25 protein-coding genes and 3 pseudogenes are annotated in these 16,695 nt (G+C 42.9%); 1 reads left to right on the top strand and 27 read right to left on the bottom strand.

The window, feature by feature from the left end; genetic code table 11:
• Nucleotides 1-269: 269 nt before the first annotated feature.
• The 27 genes and pseudogenes from infA to DXA13_RS06730 all read right to left on the bottom strand — a co-directional run bounded on the left by infA (nt 270) and on the right by DXA13_RS06730 (nt 15,423).
• Nucleotides 270-487: pseudogene (gene infA / locus DXA13_RS06600) on the bottom strand (translation initiation factor IF-1).
• A gap of 21 nt (nt 488-508) precedes the next feature.
• Entirely contained in the window at nt 509-778 is a 270-nt protein-coding gene (locus DXA13_RS06605; RefSeq protein WP_118242671.1) for a KOW domain-containing RNA-binding protein, read from the bottom strand.
• Between the two features lie 11 nt (nt 779-789).
• Nucleotides 790-1,544: pseudogene (gene map / locus DXA13_RS06610) on the bottom strand (type I methionyl aminopeptidase).
• Nucleotides 1,545-1,546: 2 nt separating this feature from the next.
• Nucleotides 1,547-2,191 (bottom strand): adenylate kinase, encoded by a 645-nt coding sequence (locus DXA13_RS06615; RefSeq protein ID WP_118242673.1) that lies wholly within the window; start codon nt 2,189-2,191, stop codon nt 1,547-1,549.
• 68 nt (nt 2,192-2,259) lie between these two features.
• Nucleotides 2,260-3,597 (bottom strand): preprotein translocase subunit SecY, encoded by a 1,338-nt coding sequence (gene secY / locus DXA13_RS06620; RefSeq protein WP_118242675.1) that lies wholly within the window; start codon nt 3,595-3,597, stop codon nt 2,260-2,262.
• Nucleotide 3,598: 1 nt separating this feature from the next.
• Nucleotides 3,599-4,039, bottom strand: coding sequence for a 50S ribosomal protein L15 (gene rplO / locus DXA13_RS06625; protein WP_118242677.1), 441 nt, complete (start codon nt 4,037-4,039; stop codon nt 3,599-3,601).
• A gap of 25 nt (nt 4,040-4,064) precedes the next feature.
• Nucleotides 4,065-4,247 (bottom strand): 50S ribosomal protein L30, encoded by a 183-nt coding sequence (gene rpmD / locus DXA13_RS06630; RefSeq protein ID WP_118242679.1) that lies wholly within the window; start codon nt 4,245-4,247, stop codon nt 4,065-4,067.
• 13 nt (nt 4,248-4,260) lie between these two features.
• Nucleotides 4,261-4,770: a 30S ribosomal protein S5 gene (gene rpsE / locus DXA13_RS06635; RefSeq protein WP_118242681.1), complete on the bottom strand. Its 510-nt coding sequence runs from the start codon at nt 4,768-4,770 to the stop codon at nt 4,261-4,263.
• Nucleotides 4,771-4,788: 18 nt separating this feature from the next.
• Nucleotides 4,789-5,157: a 50S ribosomal protein L18 gene (rplR, locus tag DXA13_RS06640; RefSeq protein WP_118242684.1), complete on the bottom strand. Its 369-nt coding sequence runs from the start codon at nt 5,155-5,157 to the stop codon at nt 4,789-4,791.
• 17 nt (nt 5,158-5,174) lie between these two features.
• Nucleotides 5,175-5,717, bottom strand: coding sequence for a 50S ribosomal protein L6 (gene rplF / locus DXA13_RS06645; protein WP_118242686.1), 543 nt, complete (start codon nt 5,715-5,717; stop codon nt 5,175-5,177).
• A 170-nt stretch (nt 5,718-5,887) separates the two neighbouring features.
• Nucleotides 5,888-6,289 carry a 30S ribosomal protein S8 gene (gene rpsH / locus DXA13_RS06650; RefSeq protein ID WP_118242688.1) on the bottom strand — a complete coding sequence of 134 codons (402 nt, stop codon included), beginning with the start codon at nt 6,287-6,289 and terminating at the stop codon, nt 5,888-5,890.
• Between the two features lie 234 nt (nt 6,290-6,523).
• Entirely contained in the window at nt 6,524-6,709 is a 186-nt protein-coding gene (locus DXA13_RS06655; protein WP_101877084.1) for a type Z 30S ribosomal protein S14, read from the bottom strand.
• A gap of 16 nt (nt 6,710-6,725) precedes the next feature.
• On the bottom strand, nt 6,726-7,265 hold the full coding sequence (rplE, locus tag DXA13_RS06660) for a 50S ribosomal protein L5 (protein WP_118242690.1): 540 nt from the start codon (nt 7,263-7,265) through the stop codon (nt 6,726-6,728).
• Between the two features lie 23 nt (nt 7,266-7,288).
• The gene (rplX, locus tag DXA13_RS06665; RefSeq protein ID WP_118242692.1) at nt 7,289-7,594 is read right to left on the bottom strand and encodes a 50S ribosomal protein L24; all 306 of its coding nucleotides are present in this window, start codon (nt 7,592-7,594) and stop codon (nt 7,289-7,291) included.
• A 13-nt stretch (nt 7,595-7,607) separates the two neighbouring features.
• Nucleotides 7,608-7,976, bottom strand: a complete 369-nt coding sequence (rplN, locus tag DXA13_RS06670) for a 50S ribosomal protein L14 (protein WP_118242695.1) — start codon at nt 7,974-7,976, stop codon at nt 7,608-7,610.
• A 30-nt stretch (nt 7,977-8,006) separates the two neighbouring features.
• Complete coding sequence (rpsQ, locus tag DXA13_RS06675; protein WP_118242698.1) at nt 8,007-8,261, bottom strand: 30S ribosomal protein S17; 255 nt, start codon at nt 8,259-8,261, stop codon at nt 8,007-8,009.
• 73 nt (nt 8,262-8,334) lie between these two features.
• Complete coding sequence (gene rpmC / locus DXA13_RS06680) at nt 8,335-8,541, bottom strand: 50S ribosomal protein L29 (RefSeq protein WP_118242700.1); 207 nt, start codon at nt 8,539-8,541, stop codon at nt 8,335-8,337.
• Nucleotides 8,531-8,968 (bottom strand): 50S ribosomal protein L16, encoded by a 438-nt coding sequence (rplP, locus tag DXA13_RS06685; protein WP_118242702.1) that lies wholly within the window; start codon nt 8,966-8,968, stop codon nt 8,531-8,533. The genes rpmC and rplP overlap by 11 nt, the downstream gene beginning before the upstream one ends.
• A complete protein-coding gene (gene rpsC / locus DXA13_RS06690; protein ID WP_118242704.1) occupies nt 8,968-9,624 on the bottom strand; it encodes a 30S ribosomal protein S3 in 657 nt (218 codons plus the stop codon). The genes rplP and rpsC overlap by 1 nt, the downstream gene beginning before the upstream one ends.
• Nucleotides 9,625-9,633: 9 nt before the next feature.
• A complete protein-coding gene (gene rplV / locus DXA13_RS06695) occupies nt 9,634-10,020 on the bottom strand; it encodes a 50S ribosomal protein L22 (RefSeq protein WP_101877077.1) in 387 nt (128 codons plus the stop codon).
• Between the two features lie 28 nt (nt 10,021-10,048).
• Nucleotides 10,049-10,330 (bottom strand): 30S ribosomal protein S19, encoded by a 282-nt coding sequence (rpsS, locus tag DXA13_RS06700; protein ID WP_118242706.1) that lies wholly within the window; start codon nt 10,328-10,330, stop codon nt 10,049-10,051.
• A 17-nt stretch (nt 10,331-10,347) separates the two neighbouring features.
• The gene (rplB, locus tag DXA13_RS06705) at nt 10,348-11,193 is read right to left on the bottom strand and encodes a 50S ribosomal protein L2 (protein ID WP_118242708.1); all 846 of its coding nucleotides are present in this window, start codon (nt 11,191-11,193) and stop codon (nt 10,348-10,350) included.
• A gap of 239 nt (nt 11,194-11,432) precedes the next feature.
• The gene (gene rplW / locus DXA13_RS06710) at nt 11,433-11,732 is read right to left on the bottom strand and encodes a 50S ribosomal protein L23 (protein WP_118242710.1); all 300 of its coding nucleotides are present in this window, start codon (nt 11,730-11,732) and stop codon (nt 11,433-11,435) included.
• Nucleotides 11,732-12,352, bottom strand: a complete 621-nt coding sequence (gene rplD, locus DXA13_RS06715) for a 50S ribosomal protein L4 (RefSeq protein ID WP_118242713.1) — start codon at nt 12,350-12,352, stop codon at nt 11,732-11,734. Before rplD ends, rplW begins: the two co-directional genes overlap by 1 nt.
• A gap of 28 nt (nt 12,353-12,380) precedes the next feature.
• A pseudogene (gene rplC / locus DXA13_RS06720) lies at nt 12,381-13,015 on the bottom strand (50S ribosomal protein L3).
• Between the two features lie 100 nt (nt 13,016-13,115).
• Nucleotides 13,116-13,433: a 30S ribosomal protein S10 gene (rpsJ, locus tag DXA13_RS06725; protein WP_101877071.1), complete on the bottom strand. Its 318-nt coding sequence runs from the start codon at nt 13,431-13,433 to the stop codon at nt 13,116-13,118.
• Between the two features lie 598 nt (nt 13,434-14,031).
• Nucleotides 14,032-15,423 carry a cell wall-binding protein gene (locus DXA13_RS06730; protein ID WP_118242715.1) on the bottom strand — a complete coding sequence of 464 codons (1,392 nt, stop codon included), beginning with the start codon at nt 15,421-15,423 and terminating at the stop codon, nt 14,032-14,034.
• A 306-nt stretch (nt 15,424-15,729) separates the two neighbouring features.
• On the opposite strand from DXA13_RS06730, the gene DXA13_RS06735 reads away from it, so the two are divergent.
• Complete coding sequence (locus DXA13_RS06735; protein WP_118242717.1) at nt 15,730-16,593, top strand: class I SAM-dependent methyltransferase; 864 nt, start codon at nt 15,730-15,732, stop codon at nt 16,591-16,593.
• The last annotated feature ends 102 nt before the right edge of the window (nt 16,594-16,695 follow it).

The following is a 16,695-nucleotide window of genomic DNA, read 5'->3' on the forward strand; positions in this document are numbered from 1 at the left end:
CAGACTTCAAACGCACCCGTGAGTGTCATAAATCTCTGATTCTGCTTTTTCAGGTACATCACGCAGCTGGACTCACTTTTGGGCAAAGTTCACCCAGCATTCAACAAAGTCGCTTGAGCATTATAACACTTATTCCGCATTTATGCAAGCGATTTTTATATTTTACTCGTTCCCCGTTCCATAAAAATAACAGAGATACGGGAACCGCCTTGACCTGGCAGTCAAGCCGTAGCAAAAAGTACCGCGCTTTCCATGCGCGTCACTTTTTTTTATTTATCTCTCCAGATAATTCTGCCCTTTGACAGATCGTATGGAGACAACTCAATTGTCACCTTATCACCTGGTAAAATACGAATATAATTCATACGAGCTTACCGCTGATATGTGCAAGCACCTGGTGGCCGTTTTCCAGTTCAACCTGGAACATGGCGTTCGGAAGCTTTTCTACAACTGTTCCTTCAATTTCAATAACGTCAGCTTTTGACATGCAATTTCCTCCTAATAAACCTTAATTTTCTCTTTTGAAATGCCTGATAAAAGTTTTGATTTCTACATCGGTTACAGGGAGTCCCTGAACCAGTTTCTGGTTCAGTTCTTCCTTCTTTACATGGATGATCTGTACGTGTTTTTTATTTTTCCTTTTCGGCTTATCTGATGTCCGTGTTTTTCCGTCCGCCAGATAAAGGTATTCGCCCTCTTCACGCAATATGACAAAAATCTCATTTTTATCATGTCCGGACAGGCTCTTTACCAAACCGCCCTGCTCATAAATTACCATTTCTCACCTCATCATTTCGGTAAAGAGAGAATCTCTGGCTCACCGTCTGTAATCAGAACCGTATTTTCATAATGAGCAGAAAGGGAACCGTCTTCCGTTACTACGGTCCAGTCGTCATCCAGACCTGCCACGTCATAACGGCCAGCGTTAATCATCGGCTCGATCGCAAGCGTCATGCCTGCCTGCAGTTTAATGCCTTTTCTCTTCTGTGCAAAATTCGGTACTTCAGGGTCCTCATGCATCTCTGTGCCGATTCCATGGCCAACCAGATCACGTACGACTCCGTAGCCGAATTTTTCTGCATAAGCCTGTATTGCAGAGGAAATGTCATTTAGATGATTTCCAGCTTTTGCAAATTTAATCCCTTCAAAAAAAGATTGTTGCGTAACTTGGATCAGTTTTTCTGCTTCCGGACTGATTTTTCCAATACCATAAGTCCTGGCTGCATCTGACTGGTAACCTTTGTAAATAACTCCTGTATCCAGCTGACAATATCGCCTTCCTGTAGAAATCTGTTTTTCCTGGGAATTCCGTGAACTACTTCATCATTGATCGAGACACAGACAGATGCCGGAAATCCCTGATAGTTTTTAAATGAAGGAATACAGCCGTAGCCTCTGATTATCCGTTCGCATAACCTGTCGATTTCCCAGGTAGACATGCCCGGCTTCAGAGCTTCTTTTAATTCTTCATGAGTGGCGGCGAGGATTTTCCCCGCCTCCCTCATCAGTTCAATTTCCCTTTCGGATTTAATTGATACCGCCATGATTACTCTCCTAAGATTGCTGCAATATCCTGGAATACTTCATCCAGATCCTTTGTTCCGTCTACCTCGGCAAGGCAGCCTGCCTTCTTATAATAATCGATCAGAGGCTGCGTCTGCTCATGATAAACCGACAGGCGTTTCTGTACGGTCTCCGGCTGATCGTCGTCACGAAGTACGAGTTTATCGCCGCATACGTCGCAGATTCCTTCTGTCTTCGGCGCGTTATACACGATGTGGTAGGTCGCTCCGCATTTTAAACATGCTCTTCTTCCGGACATTCTGGATACGATCTTCTCATCCGGAACATCTACATTGACTGCGTAGTCAATCGCATCGCCCATATCTGCCAGCGCTTTCGTAAGGCTTTCTGCCTGTGGAATCGTTCTTGGGAAGCCGTCCAGAACATAACCGTTTTTACAGTCATCTTCCTTAATTCTGTCCATCAGCATCCCGATCGTGATCTCATCCGGTACAAGCTGTCCCTGATCCATAAATGCTTTCGCCTTCATGCCCAGTTCTGTTCCGCCCTTGATATTTGCTCTGAAGATATCGCCGGTCGAAATATGTGGAATCATATATTTCTCTGCGATTTTTTTTGCCTGAGTGCCTTTTCCGGCTCCAGGAGCTCCTAACATAATAATCTTCATCGTATAACCCCCTTTTATTTTTTCTTTAAAGACCAAAAGAAACACGCCAGGCGTGTTTCTTCCAGTAATTAATCATTTAAAAAGCCTTTATAATTGCGTACGAGCATCTGAGACTCTACCGCCTTAATCGTTTCAAGCGTAACAGATACGATAATGATTAAAGATGTTCCTCCGAAAGATAAGTGGCTTACATTAAAGAGGCCGGAAACCATAATCGGAATGATACATACGATAGTCAGTCCAACTGCACCGATGAAAACGAGGTAATTTAAAAGGTTGTTTAAATAATCAGAAGTTGGTTTGCCTGGACGGATGCCAGGGATGAAACCACCCTGTTTCTTCATATTGTTCGCTACTTCCAGCGGATTAAAGGTAATCGACGTATAGAAATACGCAAATATGATAATCAGCGCAATATATACAATCATACCGATTGAATACAGTGGCTGCTCCGGTTTAAACCAGGAAGATGAATTCATCATCATAAGAATCTTTCCGCCGATTGTGCTGTAGTCCACTTTAAAGAACTGAGCGATAACAACCGGGAAAGACATGATGGAAGAGGCGAAGATAACCGGGATTACGCCTGCCGTATTCACTTTTAACGGAATATGGGAAGACTGTCCCCCAACCATCCTGCGGCCCTGCATCTTCTTGGAATACTGAACGGGAATTCTTCTCTCAGCATCCTGCAGAATTACAACGAATACTACAACAGCTACGAGCACCGCCAGAATAATAATAGCTGATGTTACGGCAATCGCAACTGATTTGTTAGCCATAAATCTGGTGTAAAGTGTATTCGCATCTTCCGGGATACTGGAGATAATGTTGAATAACAGGACGATGGAAATACCATTTCCAATTCCGTTTTCCGTTATTCTCTCACCGATCCACATAAGAAGGGCACTTCCTGCCGTCATGGTAGCAACCGCAACCACAATCATACCCATCTTACCCATTGTCGTCTGTGCGTTGTAATTAATCAGAAGTCCTGAACTGCCAAAACCGATTGACATAGCAGTCGACTGAATCAGAGCAAGAGCGACTGTCAGATAACGTGTATACTCAATAATCTTCTTTCTTCCGTCTTCGCCTTCCTTCTGCATTTCCTCCAGTTTGGGGATTGCAATGGTAAGCAGCTGTATAATGATGGAAGATGTGATATACGGAGTAATACTCAATGCAAAAATGGACATGTTGGTAAAAGAACCACCTGTCATCGCATTGAAGAAGTTAAATGCATCGCCCTGATGTTTTGCAAAAAAATCTCTGATAAATGACGGGTCTACACCCGGGATTGGCAACTGTGAGCCAAACCGGATGACAACCAGCATCATAAAGGTATAAATCAGCTTTTTTCTAATATCCGGAATCTTAAACGCATTCTGGATGGTTTTTAACATATTAGATCACCTCGCAGGTTCCGCCTAAAGCTTCAATCTTAGCCTTTGCTCCTTCACTGAAAGCGTCAACCTTAACAGTAAGCTTTTTGGTTAACTCTCCATTTCCAAGAATCTTAACGCCGTCGCGTGGATTCTTAACTATTCCAGCCTCGATTAAAGTCTCGACAGTAACTACTGCGTCGTTATCGAATTTCTCTAAAGCGTTCACGTTGATTCCAACGATCACTTTTGTATTTCTATTTGTAAATCCTCTCTTAGGAATACGTCTGTATAAAGGCATCTGGCCGCCTTCAAAACCTGGTCTTGTAGCTCCGGAACGGGCTTTCTGACCTTTATGGCCCTTACCAGCTGTCTTTCCGTTGCCTGAACCATGGCCACGTCCTTTTCTGAAGTTATCACTGTGTTTAGAACCTTCAGCAGGTCTTAAATTGGATAATTCCATGATTTTGCACCTCCTTACTGAATGATTAGATTTCTTCTACTTTTACTAAATGTCTGACACTCTGGATCATGCCTCTTACAGCATCGTTGTCAGGCATTTCAACTGTTTTCTGAAGTTTCTTTAATCCTAAAGCTTCAACAGTTGCTCTCTGCTTCGGAACAGCACCGATTGGAGATTTCACTAATGTGATTTTTAATTTCTCTGCCATTTTGTTCTCCTCCTTAGCCTAAAATCTCTTCAACAGATTTGCCGCGAAGTTTTGCAACTTCTTCCGGAGTCTTCATTTCGCATAATCCCTGAATTGTTGCCAAAACAACATTTGTCTTGTTGTTGGAACCAAGAGATTTTGTACGGATGTTCTTAATACCTGCTAATTCCAGTACAGAACGTGCCGGACCGCCTGCGATAACACCAGTACCTTCCGGAGCCTTCTTTAATAATACATTTGCGCTTCCGAATTTACCTACGAAATCGTGAGGTACACTGTTGTTTTCATCTAACGGAATCGTAATCAGATTCTTCGTTGCAGCTTCGCGTCCTTTACGGATTGCTTCCGGAACTTCACCTGCTTTTCCAAGGCCTGCGCCTACGTGACCATTGCCATCGCCTACAACTACTAAAGCAGAGAATCTCATGGTACGTCCACCTTTAACAGTTTTAGATACGCGCTTGATAGCAACTACTTTGTCATTTAACTCTAACTGACTTGCATCAATGATTGTACGTTTCATGCTGTCTTCTCCTCTCTACTAGAATTCCAGTCCAGCTTCTCTAGCAGCATCTGCCAAAGCTTTGACTTTACCATGATATATGAATCCGCCTCTATCAAAGACAACCGTGTTAATACCTTTTTCTAATGCTCTCTTGGCAATTAATGTACCAACATAAGCAGCAGCGTCTACATTGTCTGTATATTCTAATTCTGCCTTTACTGCCTTTTCTGCTGTTGAAGCAGCTACTAAAGTATTACCAACTGTATCGTCAATAATTTGAGCATACATATGATTATTACTTCTGAACACTGCTAAACGCGGTCTTTCTGCAGTACCGGCAAAACGATTACGTAATCTAGCGTGCTTTTTAACGCGAACTTCGCTTCTTGATTGTTTACTAACCATTTTTACACTCTCCTTACTTATTTCTTACCAGTCTTACCAACTTTACGTCTGATCACTTCATCAGCATATTTGATACCCTTGCCCTTATACGGTTCAGGTCTTCTCTTGTCTCTGATTTCAGCAGCGTACTGGCCAACTTTTTCTTTACTGATACCTTTTACTGTAATCTTATTCTGTCCGTCAAGTATGGTTTCGATTCCTTCCGGATCTTCCATTTCAACTGGATGAGAATAACCAAGGTGAAGTGTTAACTTCTTGCCCTGTTTCTGTGCTCTGTAACCAACACCGTTGATTTCCAGGACTTTCTCATAACCTTCTGTAACACCATGAATCATGTTGTTAACTAAGGTTCTTGTCAGACCATGTAAAGATTTCATTCTCTTTAAATCATTTGGTCTTGTAACTAAGATCTGACCATCTTCTTCTTTGATTGTCATTTCTGCAGGCAATACTCTCTCAAGTGTTCCCTTTGGACCTTTTACAGTCACTGTGTTGTCATCTGCGATTGTAACAGTTACTCCTGCCGGAACCGCGATTGGCATTCTTCCTATACGTGACATGCCATTTACCTCCTACTTAGATTTTCGGAGAAGCCATTTGCGGCTTCTCTGTTTTCAGTGCTTCTATTTTCATGTTGAATAACATGCGTATTAATAATACATAACGGGTATGCTCGCTCAACTAAACTCCGCTGTCGCCTTCGGCTCCGCCTCGCTAAGTTGCTTTCGGCCTACCAAACGAATGCCAGAACTTCTCCGCCTACGCCGAGTTTTCTTGCTTCTTTGTCAGTGATCACACCCTGGTTGGTGGAAACGATTGCGATTCCTAAGCCGCCAAGTACTTTCGGCATTTCTTCGCTGTTTGCATAAACACGAAGACCCGGCTTAGAGATTCTCTTAATACCTGTGATGATCTTTTCGTTCTTATCCTTACCATACTTTAAAGCGATACGGATCGTCTGGAAACCGCCATCTTCTACAAGATCGTATTTTTTAACATAACCTTCTTTAACTAAAATATCGGCAATTGCTAATTTCATTTTAGAAGAAGGTACGTCTACTGTATCATGTTTTGCAGTGTTGGCATTACGGATTCTTGTAAGCATATCTGCAATTGGATCGCTCATTGTCATTTTGAGATTGCCTCCTTTTCTTATCTTTCTTCTACTTTATTCGGAAATGGTTGCTGCGGACCTCGCTAGCTCTTGCTTCGCCTTGCGGCTCGCGCTCGCTAAGCTGCACACGGGAATGTTCACTCAACTAAACTCGGCCATCGCCTTTGGCTCTGCCTCCTTAAGGTTCGTGAACGACCTCGCGCTAAGCTTCCGCTTCGCCTTGCGGCTCGCGCTCGCTAAGCTGCTTTCGGTCTACCAGCTTGCTTTCTTTACGCCTGGAATCTGACCTTTATATGCCAGTTCACGGAAGCAGATACGGCAGATTCCGTATTTTCTCAAATATGCGTGTGGACGGCCACAAATCCTGCAGCGATTATATTCTCTTGTGGAGAATTTTGGGTTGCGCTGCTGCTTTACTTTCATTGAAGTCTTAGCCATTGATAAATCCTCCTAATTATTTTGAAAATGGCATATTGAATAATGTCAAAAGTTCACGAGCTTCTTCATCAGTCTTTGCAGTCGTAACGAAGATAATATCCATACCTCTTACTTTGTCAACTTTATCGTATTCAATCTCAGGGAAAATCAGCTGTTCCTTGATACCAAGAGCGTAGTTTCCTCTGCCGTCAAATGCGTTTGGATTAACACCTCTGAAGTCACGTACACGTGGAAGTGCCAGATTGATTAAACGATCAGCAAACTCATACATCTTCTCTCCACGAAGAGTAACCTTGCATCCGATTGCCATGCCTTCTCTGATTTTGAAGTTAGCAACTGACTTCTTAGCCTTTGTAAGCACTGCATGCTGTCCGGAAATGATCTCCAGATCTCTTACTGCAGAATCAAGAACTTTTGCATTATCTTTTGCTTCGCCAACGCCCATGTTGATAACAATTTTATCTAACTTCGGTACTTCCATAACGTTCTTATATCCGAACTTTTTAACCATTGCATCAACGATTTCATTCAGATAAATTTCTTTTAATCTACTCAACTCTCTGTTCCTCCTCTCTTCAATTAGTCAATAGCCTTGCCGGTTGCTTTGGCAACACGAACTTTTTTGCCATCCTTAACTTCAAAGCCTACTCTCGTAGCTTTTCCGTCTACAACCAGCATAACATTGGAGATATCGATTGGAGCTTCTTTATGAATGATACCGCCCTGTGGGTTGCCTGGTGCCGGCTTGGAGTGCTTTGTCACCATATTGCAGCCTTCTACTAAAACGGTGCCCTTCTTTGTATCAACGTCAAGGACCTTACCCTGTTTATCTTTATCTTTTCCTGTGATGACCTTTACCAGATCATCTTTTTTGATTTTCTGCACAGTGGACACCTCCTTATAATACTTCTGGAGCTAAAGAAACAATCTTCATGAACTGTTTCTCTCTCAGTTCTCTTGCAACCGGCCCAAAGATACGTGTTCCTCTTGGGGTCTTGTCATCTTTAATAACTACTGCTGCGTTCTCATCAAATTTGATATAAGAACCGTCTTTACGACGTGCGCCTTTTACGGTACGAACAACAACAGCTTTTACAACGTCGCCTTTTTTTACAACACCGCCTGGTGTTGCATCTTTAACGGAAGCAACGATAATATCACCAATATTAGCATATCTTCTGGTAGAACCGCCCAAAACACGGATACAAAGAAGCTCTTTTGCACCTGTATTGTCGGCAACCTTAAGTCTGGTTTCCTGCTGAATCATGCCTAATACTCCTTCCTAGAATAGAATATATTATTTAGCCTTTTCAATAATCTCAACAAGTCTCCATCTCTTATCTTTAGACAAAGGTCTTGTCTCCATTACCTTAACAATATCGCCTTTAGAGCACTCATTGTTTTCATCATGAGCTTTTAATTTATAGGTTCTCTTTACAATCTTACCGATTACAGGATGCTTTACATGGTTTTCGATAGCAACTACGATTGTCTTGTCCATCTTGCTGCTTACAACCTTACCTGTACGTGTCTTTCTAAGGTTTCTTTCCACGGTAGATGTTCTCCTTTCATTCAAATTGCCCTCAAATCAGGACATCGGTATACCAAAACGTCTCAAATTCCAATTAAGCTAATTTAGCGTTTTCTGTAATAACAGTCTGGATTCTAGCGATGTTCTTGCGAACTTCTTTAATTCTGCTGGTGTTATCTAATTGGTTAGTTGCGTTCTGGAATCTTAAATTGAAAAGTTCTTTCTTTGCAGCTACTAATTCTTCGTTTAACTCTGCAGCTGATTTCGCCTTTAATTCTTCAACAAATTTATTAGTTTTCACTGTTATCACCGCCTTCTAAATCTGCTTTAGAAGCAATTTTACACTTACATGGCAACTTGTGCATAGCAAGACGTAAAGCTTCACGAGCTGTCTCTTCTGGTACACCAGCGATTTCGAACATTACACGACCTGGTTTAACAACTGCTACCCAATATTCCAAAGCACCTTTACCAGATCCCATACGGGTTTCTGCCGGCTTTGCTGTTACTGGCTTATCAGGGAAAATCTTAATCCAAACCTGACCGCCACGCTTGATATAACGTGTCATGGCAACACGGGCTGCCTCGATCTGATTGGACTTAATCCAACATGGCTCTGTAGCGATTAAACCATATTCACCGTTGGATATTGTATTGCCTCTCAGGGCCTTGCCTGCCATAGATCCACGGAACTGTTTACGACGCTTTACTCTCTTAGGCATTAACATTATTTATCGCTCCCTTCCTTATTTCCCTTAGTAGGAAGTACTTCGCCCTTGTAGATCCAAACCTTAACGCCTAATTTGCCGTAGGTTGTATCTGCCTCAGCGAAACCATAGTCAATATCTGCTCTTAATGTCTGTAACGGGATTGTTCCCTCACTGTAGAACTCTGTACGAGCCATATCAGCTCCGCCAAGACGGCCAGCAACTGCTGTTTTGATACCCTTAACGCCAGCCTTCATGGATCTGGACATTGTGGACTTCATTGCACGTCTGAAGGAAATACGATTCTCTAACTGCTGTGCGATGGATTCTGCAACCAGCTGAGCATCTCTGTCTGGTCTCTTTACTTCTTTGATGTCGATAAAGATCTTCTTGTCAGTCAGTTTCTGAACTTCTACTTTTAACTTCTCGATCTCTGAACCGCCCTTACCAATTACAACGCCTGGTTTTGCAGTATAGATAATAACTTTAACTCTATCGGATGCGCGCTCGATTTCGATCTTGGAAATTCCGGCGCTGTATAATCTCTTTTTAAGGAATGTTCTGATATTGTAGTCTTCAACTAAGCAGTCTGCAAAATCAGCTTCAGCATACCATTTTGAGTCCCAGTCTTTAATAACACCGACTCTCAAGCCGTGTGGATTAACTTTCTGTCCCATATTTGCCTCCTATCTTTCATTCAGCACAATCGTGATGTGGCTCATTCTCTTCTCGATTCTGTAAGCTCTTCCCTGTGCTCTTGGGTGAATTCTCTTCATGGTCGGTCCCTTGTTGGCGTAGCATTCCTCTACGTACAGGTTCTCAACATTCATGTTATTATTGTTTTCAGCATTTGCGATTGCTGACTTTAATAATTTTTCTATTAAACTAGAAGCATATCTGGGATTGTAAGTTACAATACCGAGTGCAGTCTGCACATCTTTGCCTCTGATGGCATCTAAAACGAAACATGCTTTCTGAACAGATACTCTGGCGTAGGATAATTTTGCGCTAGGTCTTGTATCTTTCTTCGCATTTCTTTCTCTCTTTATTTGGGATCTATGTCCTTTAGCCATTGTTATAACCTCCTTTCAAAGCGATCGATTACTTACGAGCTGATTTCTTCTCGTCTTTTCCGTGTCCTCTATAGGTTCTGGTAGCTACGAACTCGCCAAGCTTATGTCCAACCATATCTTCTGTTACATATACCGGAACGTGCTTTCTGCCGTCGTGAACTGCAATTGTATGTCCGAGCATCTGTGGGAAGATTGTGGAACGGCGGGACCAGGTCTTGATAACCTGCTTCTGTCCTGCTTCGTTCATTGCCTCAACCTTTTTTAATAAATGATCATCTGCAAATGGTCCTTTTTTTAATGAACGTGCCATAGGTGTGCCTCCTTCAATTATTTAATGGCCTTGCCATCGCGTCTTCTTACGATTAACTTGTTAGACTGTTTGTGTTTCTTTCTCGTCTTTAAGCCAAGTGCTGGTTTGCCCCATGGCGTACATGGACCTGGACGGCCGATACCAGTCTTACCTTCACCACCACCATGCGGATGGTCATTCGGGTTCATTACGGAACCGCGTACAGTAGGTCTGAATCCCATATGGCGTGTTCTTCCTGCTTTACCGATATTAATCAGGTTATGATCACCATTGCCAACAACACCGATTGTTGCGCGGCAAGCGATCGGAACCATTCTCATTTCGCCTGAAGGAAGTCTTAAAGTTGCATATCTGCCTTCTTTAGCCATTAACTGTGCTGCATTTCCTGCAGAACGAACCAGCTGGCCACCCTTTCCCTGATATAACTCGATGTTATGGATCTGAGCACCGATCGGGATCTGGCTTAATGGAAGACAGTTGCCTACTTTGGCTTCTGCATTTTCACCGCTCATAACCTTCATTCCAACAGTTAAGCCTGCAGGAGCAAGGATATAAGCTTTCTCGCCGTCTGCGTAGCAGATCAAAGCGATATTTGCTGTTCTGTTCGGATCGTATTCGATTGCAACGACTGTTGCCGGAACGCCATCCTTGGAATTTCTCTTAAAGTCGATAATTCTATATTTTCTTCTGGAACCGCCGCCGCGGTGTCTTACAGTAATTTTACCCTGGTTATTACGACCTGCGTTCTTCTTTAAAGAAGTAACCAAAGACTTTTCTGGTGTTGCTTTTGTGATTTCGGAGAAATCAGAACCAGTCATATGTCTTCTGGAAGGTGTATATGGGCTGTATGTTTTAATTCCCATGATTTTAACTCCTTTCAAACGTCAGGGGTTCAACGTTCCCTAGCGTTTCTCAATTAATTTGTCACGATTGGTATCGTATAGGTGCCAGATAGGTTTTCCTGGCTGTATCGGGGCTTCTTATTGAGGTTTTCGCTGCCTCTCATTTAGAACGGATGTGTTCGTTCATCTAAGCTCGTAAAGACCTAGCTAAGATTCCCGAACGAGGTCCGCACTAAGCTCGCCAAGACCTCGCTAAGTGCTTATAATCCCTCGAAGATTTCAATCTCTTTGCTGTCTTCTGTCAGCTGAACGATTGCTTTCTTTGTCTTTGCTGTTTTTCCGAATGTCATTCCTCTTCTCTTTGTCTTACCTTCAAGGTTCATGGTATTGACATTGGCAACTTTCGTGCCTGGGAACATTTTCTCAACAGCTTCTTTGATCATAGATTTATTTGCTTCCGGATGAACCAGGAATGTATACTTCTTGGTCGCCATGGCATTCATGCTCTTTTCAGTTACAACTGGTCTGAGGATTACATCATAGTATTTAATAGCAGCCATTATGCGTACACCTCCTCGATAGCAGCAACAGCAGCCTTGTCAGCAACGACTGTGTTGTATTTTAAGATGTCATATACATTGATTGTATTGACAGAAGCTGTCTTGATGTCAGCGATGTTTCTTGCAGCTTTAACTGCATTCTCATTTTCTCCGCCAAGAACAACAAGTGCTTTCTTAACATTTAAGCTGTTCATTACATTCTGGAAATTCTTCGTCTTAATCTCTTCGAACTTCATTTCATCTACAACGATGAATTTGTTGTCCTGTACTCTGCTTGTTAATGCAGACTTAAGAGCAAGTCTCTTTTCCTTCTTGTTTAATCTGATTGTATAATCTCTTGGAACTGGTGCGAATACAACTCCGCCGCCTGTCCACTGAGGAGATCTCGTTGAACCCTGTCTTGCATGACCGGTTCCTTTCTGTCTCCATGGTTTTCTACCACCGCCGGAAACTTCAGAACGAGTTTTTGCTTTCTGTGTTCCCTGACGTTTATTTGCCAGCTGGGCAACTACTGCTAAATGAAGCAGATGTTCGTTTACTTCAACACCAAACACAGCGTCGTTTAAACTTAATGTCCCAACTTCTTTGCCTTCCATATTGTAAACAGATACGTTTGCCATCTGTGTGTTCCTCCTTTCCTATAAAAGCTTATTTGCCAGCTTTTACTGTTTCTTTCAGTGTTACTAAAGACTTCTTCGGTCCTGGTACAGCGCCCTTAACAAGGATCAAGCTGTTGTCTGCGTCTACTCTTACAACCTCAAGATTCTGAACTGTAACCTTTACATTACCCATCTGGCCTGGCATCTTCTTGCCCTTAAATACACGGCCTGGTGTAGTAGCGGAACCATTTGAGCCTGATGACGATGGAACTTAGAACCATGAGCCATAGGTCCTCTGTGCTGTCCATGTCTCTTAATAGCACCCTGGAAACCTTTACCTTTGGAAATAGCTGTTACGTCGATCTTATCGCCAGCTGCGAAGATGTCTGCTTTGATTTCATCTTTTACAGAATATTCTTCAGCGTTGTCGAGTCTGAACTCTCTTACATATCTCTTGTAAGAAACGCCTGCCTTATCAAAGTGACCTTTTACCGGCTTGTTAACTAATTTTTCTCTCTTGTCAACAAAACCAACCTGTACTGCTTTGTAACCGTCATTATCTTCTGTCTTAACCTGTGTTACTACACAAGGACCAGCCTGAAGAACAGTTACCGGAACAAGCACGCCATTTTCATTGAAAATCTGTGTCATTCCAACTTTTGTAGCTAAAATTGCTTTCTTCATTTTTTGACCTCCTGTTGCTTTTCTACAGCGGAACACTTCTTAATCGAAGTGTTCATCCTAGAACAGTCCAGAATCTATCTAAACCCTTCAGGATTTTACCTTATTTGTTTTTCATTTTGATATCAATATAAACACCTGCCGGCATTTCCAGTCTGGATAATGCATCAACCGTCTTCTGGCTTGGTGTGATGATATCGATGAGTCTCTTATGAGTCCTCTGCTCGAACTGCTCTCTGGAATCTTTGTACTTATGAACAGCTCTTAAAATTGTTACTACTTCCTTCTTTGTCGGTAACGGCACCGGTCCGCTCACCTGTGATCCTGTCTTTTTTACAGTCTCGATGATTTTTCCAGCTGACTGATCTACTAACTGATGATCGTAAGCTTTTAATGTGATTCTCATTACTTGACTTGCCATAAAAAAAGTCGCCTCCTTTTCGCACTATTCGTAGTACGACAAGCGGTGACTGTACACGTTCCCGTGTGTGTCATAAAGACTCACACATCATTCCTCACTTAATAAAGCAGAAATAATTCCTAAATTGTACAGTGACTTGTCGCCAGTTTCCTAACTTGACATTCGCTCCACGGAAAACCTGCCTTGACGGGCAGCAACCTCGCGCTTCACAGCTATCATGCCACAGCCTCATTAGCTTATCACACTTTTTTTAGAAATGCAAGGTATTTTTTCTTTATTTTTCAATCTTTTCCGCACTTTTTTTATTGTCCTCATTCGGATATTTCCGCTGCCGATTTCCTGCGAACTGAGATAATCTTTCAGTCTTATTATTTCCAAATAATTCTATATTTATCTTGCCTTACATTGGATTCGTACAGCAAAATAAGATAAACATGTTTCCGCAAACCAGTGCAAAAAGTCAAAAAGAGAGTGCTGTCAAAATATAATCAGCCAAGCCTCCGATCCCAAATTCCGTTTCAGGCAGTATCCGTTAACTTCACCGGATATTGAGGGCAGTGATTTTTTGCAGCACTCTCTTCTATATATAATATAAGTATTACCAGTCTTCCTGGTAGGACGGTTCAATCGCTTCTTCGTATGTACCGCTTCCGGCCGCCTCTCCATCAATCTTCTGGAGAATGCCGTTGGAACCAGTTGTATACTTCACACCGTCTTCATCCTTAACCGTTTTATTACTTTCCAGCTTTCCGTTCTTGTTAACTACGTAGTTCTTTTTCCCATCATTATCCGGAAGAGAGATGATGGTGTACTTCGCTCCCGAATCAGGCTTCTGCAGCTTGCCCAAATAGTAAAGGTAACCGTCTTTCGGTCCCGTATAGCCCTTTCCATTATCTGTAAAATAGAAATCGCTGATCGTACCGTCGCCTTCTTCTACCTTTATCTTTCCTTTGTCCATAGAGCAGTTATTTCTGTTCTTACCAAAATAGTAGGAAGTATATTCCGTACCGTTCTTATTCAGGTAAACCTTCTGCAGTCCGTACACTGGATTTCCTCTGTCGTTAAACAGATATTTCTTACCTTTGATTGTCCTGATATCGCTGACAGTAGCCTCTCCGACTTTCGGCCCGATCTCCGGCGTACCATCTTTTTCAAAATAAAACCATTCTACTTCTCCGTCATATCCGCTTACATTGTCCGGCGGCTCCAGGGACAGCCAGCCGCTCTTTGCCTTTCCGTCATCGCCGAAATAGCGGTAATCAGAAAAGTTAGCCATAGAACTGTTGCTTCCTGTCATGTCTGTCCAGCCCGTCTGCATCTCTCCGTCTGCATTGAAGCAGTAATTAACACCGTCAATCTTGCGGGTACCGCAGGCGTCTCCCGTTACGTCATTCGGCACATACTTCTTGCCATTGGAAGAGAAGCAAAACCACTTCTTATCATCATTGTCGTCATCGTCGCCAGGACTGGTACGGTTTTTCTCATATTCATCCGAATCCGGCGGATACAGCTTCTTCCATCCGGTCTGCATCACTCCATTGTCTCCGCAGTAATACATATCATCCAGGATCCAGCCGATTTCCATCTCGCCGTCGTCGTCAAAGTGATACCATTTGCTGTCGATCTTCTTCCACGTATCGCTGGCCATTTTTCCATTGCTTCCCAGGTAATACCACTTATAGCCATCCACCGCGTCGTCGTCATCAGATTCGATCTTAAGCCATTTATCAGATACCATAATACCGTTGGAATCTACATAATAGTCGTCATCAACCCATTCGTTGATTGCCATCTCTCCGCTGCCGTTCAAATATCTCCATTTATTATCTGCACCTTTTCGCCAGGCGTCTCGTATCAAGTCTCCACTGGAATTATAGTATACCCAGTTATCCCCGGATTTAGCCCATCCTTCCGCGGCGAGGGAAGTCACTGCCGTTCCCACCGTTAATGCCGCTGTCAGAACGAATAATGCCAAACCTTTTCCCTTCATATCATCTCTCCTTTAGTTTCCTCCATAGTATACATATTGTACTAAGCCCATCCAACATCTCGCCAAGTACATTCGTATGACTCACACCAAGTCTAAAAACACTTCGCCGGGTGCTCATAATATACCTATAATACATTGTAGCAATAAGACGTAAATTATTCAACTAATAAAATCTTTCTTTTTCTTTACAATTTGTCCTTGATTCACTTGACATATTTTCTGTCATCCCTCAAAATGAAGAATAGCTGAGCGCATATGCTGCGCGAAAATGAATCATAAAAGATAACAGAAAGGCTGATCGATAATATGTGGATAGCAGATAGCTGGAAAGATTACGAAGTAATAGATTGTTCAAAAGGAGAAAAGCTGGAACGCTGGGGGAAATACATCCTTGTCCGTCCCGACCCTCAGGTAATCTGGGATACTCCGCGCGTGGAAAAAGGGTGGAAAAAAATGGACGGCCACTATCACAGAAGCGCAAAAGGCGGTGGTGAATGGGAATTTTTCAGCCTCCCCGAGCAGTGGACTATTAATTATAAGGGGCTGACTTTTAATCTGAAGCCTTTCAGTTTTAAACATACCGGGTTGTTTCCCGAACAGGCAGCCAACTGGGACTGGTTCGGTGACAGAATAAGAAAGGCCGGCAGACCGATCAAAGTTCTGAATCTTTTTGCTTATACAGGAGGCGCTACTTTAGCCGCCGCACAGGCCGGAGCTTCTGTGACCCATGTAGATGCTTCCAAGGGCATGGTTGCCTGGGCCAAAGAGAATGCAAAATCATCCGGGCTCTCTGAAGCCCCCATACGCTGGATCGTCGACGACTGCGTTAAATTTGTAGAACGGGAAATCCGACGCGGAAATCATTATGATGCAATCATCATGGACCCGCCCTCTTACGGAAGAGGCCCGAAAGGTGAGATCTGGAAAATCGAAGATGCCATACACCCGCTTGTAAAGCTGTGTGCACAACTCTTATCTGACAAGCCTCTGTTTTTCCTCATCAACTCCTATACGACAGGTCTTGCTGCCTCCGTCCTTTCTTATATGATGGGAGTAGAAATCTGTCCTAAATTCGGCGGCTGTGTTCATGCTGAAGAAATCGGCCTTCCTGTCACAAAAACAGGGCTGGTTCTTCCATGCGGAGCTTCCGGAAGGTGGGAAGCTGATTAAAATATGGCAGGAAAATAAAGTTACGGCAAAAAAGATATCCATGCGCATTCCGAGGCAGTGGCCAGGTCATGCGCATGGATATTTTTTTGTCCTGTTCTTCCG

The sequence above is a fragment of the Clostridium sp. AM58-1XD genome (assembly GCF_003464085.1).
Lineage (GTDB): Bacteria > Bacillota > Clostridia > Lachnospirales > Lachnospiraceae > Lachnoclostridium_A.

Bases quoted from the DNA above. Each gene is read 5' to 3' on its own strand.
- rpsJ (WP_101877071.1), bottom strand. From the start codon at position 13,433: ATGGCAAGTCAAGTAATGAGAATCACATTAAAAGCTTACGATCATCAG.
- rplP (WP_118242702.1), bottom strand. From the start codon at position 8,968: ATGTTAATGCCTAAGAGAGTAAAGCGTCGTAAACAGTTCCGTGGATCT.
- rpsC (WP_118242704.1), bottom strand. From the start codon at position 9,624: ATGGGACAGAAAGTTAATCCACACGGCTTGAGAGTCGGTGTTATTAAA.
- DXA13_RS06730 (WP_118242715.1), bottom strand. From the start codon at position 15,423: ATGAAGGGAAAAGGTTTGGCATTATTCGTTCTGACAGCGGCATTAACG.
- DXA13_RS06735 (WP_118242717.1), top strand. From the start codon at position 15,730: ATGTGGATAGCAGATAGCTGGAAAGATTACGAAGTAATAGATTGTTCA.
- DXA13_RS06615 (WP_118242673.1), bottom strand. From the start codon at position 2,191: ATGAAGATTATTATGTTAGGAGCTCCTGGAGCCGGAAAAGGCACTCAG.
- DXA13_RS06655 (WP_101877084.1), bottom strand. From the start codon at position 6,709: ATGGCTAAGACTTCAATGAAAGTAAAGCAGCAGCGCAACCCAAAATTC.
- rplF (WP_118242686.1), bottom strand. From the start codon at position 5,717: ATGTCACGTATAGGAAGAATGCCAATCGCGGTTCCGGCAGGAGTAACT.
- rplN (WP_118242695.1), bottom strand. From the start codon at position 7,976: ATGATTCAGCAGGAAACCAGACTTAAGGTTGCCGACAATACAGGTGCA.
- rpsH (WP_118242688.1), bottom strand. From the start codon at position 6,289: ATGACAATGAGCGATCCAATTGCAGATATGCTTACAAGAATCCGTAAT.
- rpsS (WP_118242706.1), bottom strand. From the start codon at position 10,330: ATGGCACGTTCATTAAAAAAAGGACCATTTGCAGATGATCATTTATTA.
- rplD (WP_118242713.1), bottom strand. From the start codon at position 12,352: ATGGCAAACGTATCTGTTTACAATATGGAAGGCAAAGAAGTTGGGACA.
- secY (WP_118242675.1), bottom strand. From the start codon at position 3,597: ATGTTAAAAACCATCCAGAATGCGTTTAAGATTCCGGATATTAGAAAA.
- rplR (WP_118242684.1), bottom strand. From the start codon at position 5,157: ATGGTTAGTAAACAATCAAGAAGCGAAGTTCGCGTTAAAAAGCACGCT.
- rplB (WP_118242708.1), bottom strand. From the start codon at position 11,193: ATGGGAATTAAAACATACAGCCCATATACACCTTCCAGAAGACATATG.
- rpmD (WP_118242679.1), bottom strand. From the start codon at position 4,247: ATGGCAGAGAAATTAAAAATCACATTAGTGAAATCTCCAATCGGTGCT.
- rplW (WP_118242710.1), bottom strand. From the start codon at position 11,732: ATGGCTGCTATTAAATACTATGATGTAATCCTCAGACCAGTTGTAACT.
- rpsE (WP_118242681.1), bottom strand. From the start codon at position 4,770: ATGAAACGTACAATCATTGATGCAAGTCAGTTAGAGTTAAATGACAAA.
- DXA13_RS06605 (WP_118242671.1), bottom strand. From the start codon at position 778: ATGGTAATTTATGAGCAGGGCGGTTTGGTAAAGAGCCTGTCCGGACAT.
- rplO (WP_118242677.1), bottom strand. From the start codon at position 4,039: ATGGAATTATCCAATTTAAGACCTGCTGAAGGTTCTAAACACAGTGAT.
- rplV (WP_101877077.1), bottom strand. From the start codon at position 10,020: ATGGCTAAAGGACATAGATCCCAAATAAAGAGAGAAAGAAATGCGAAG.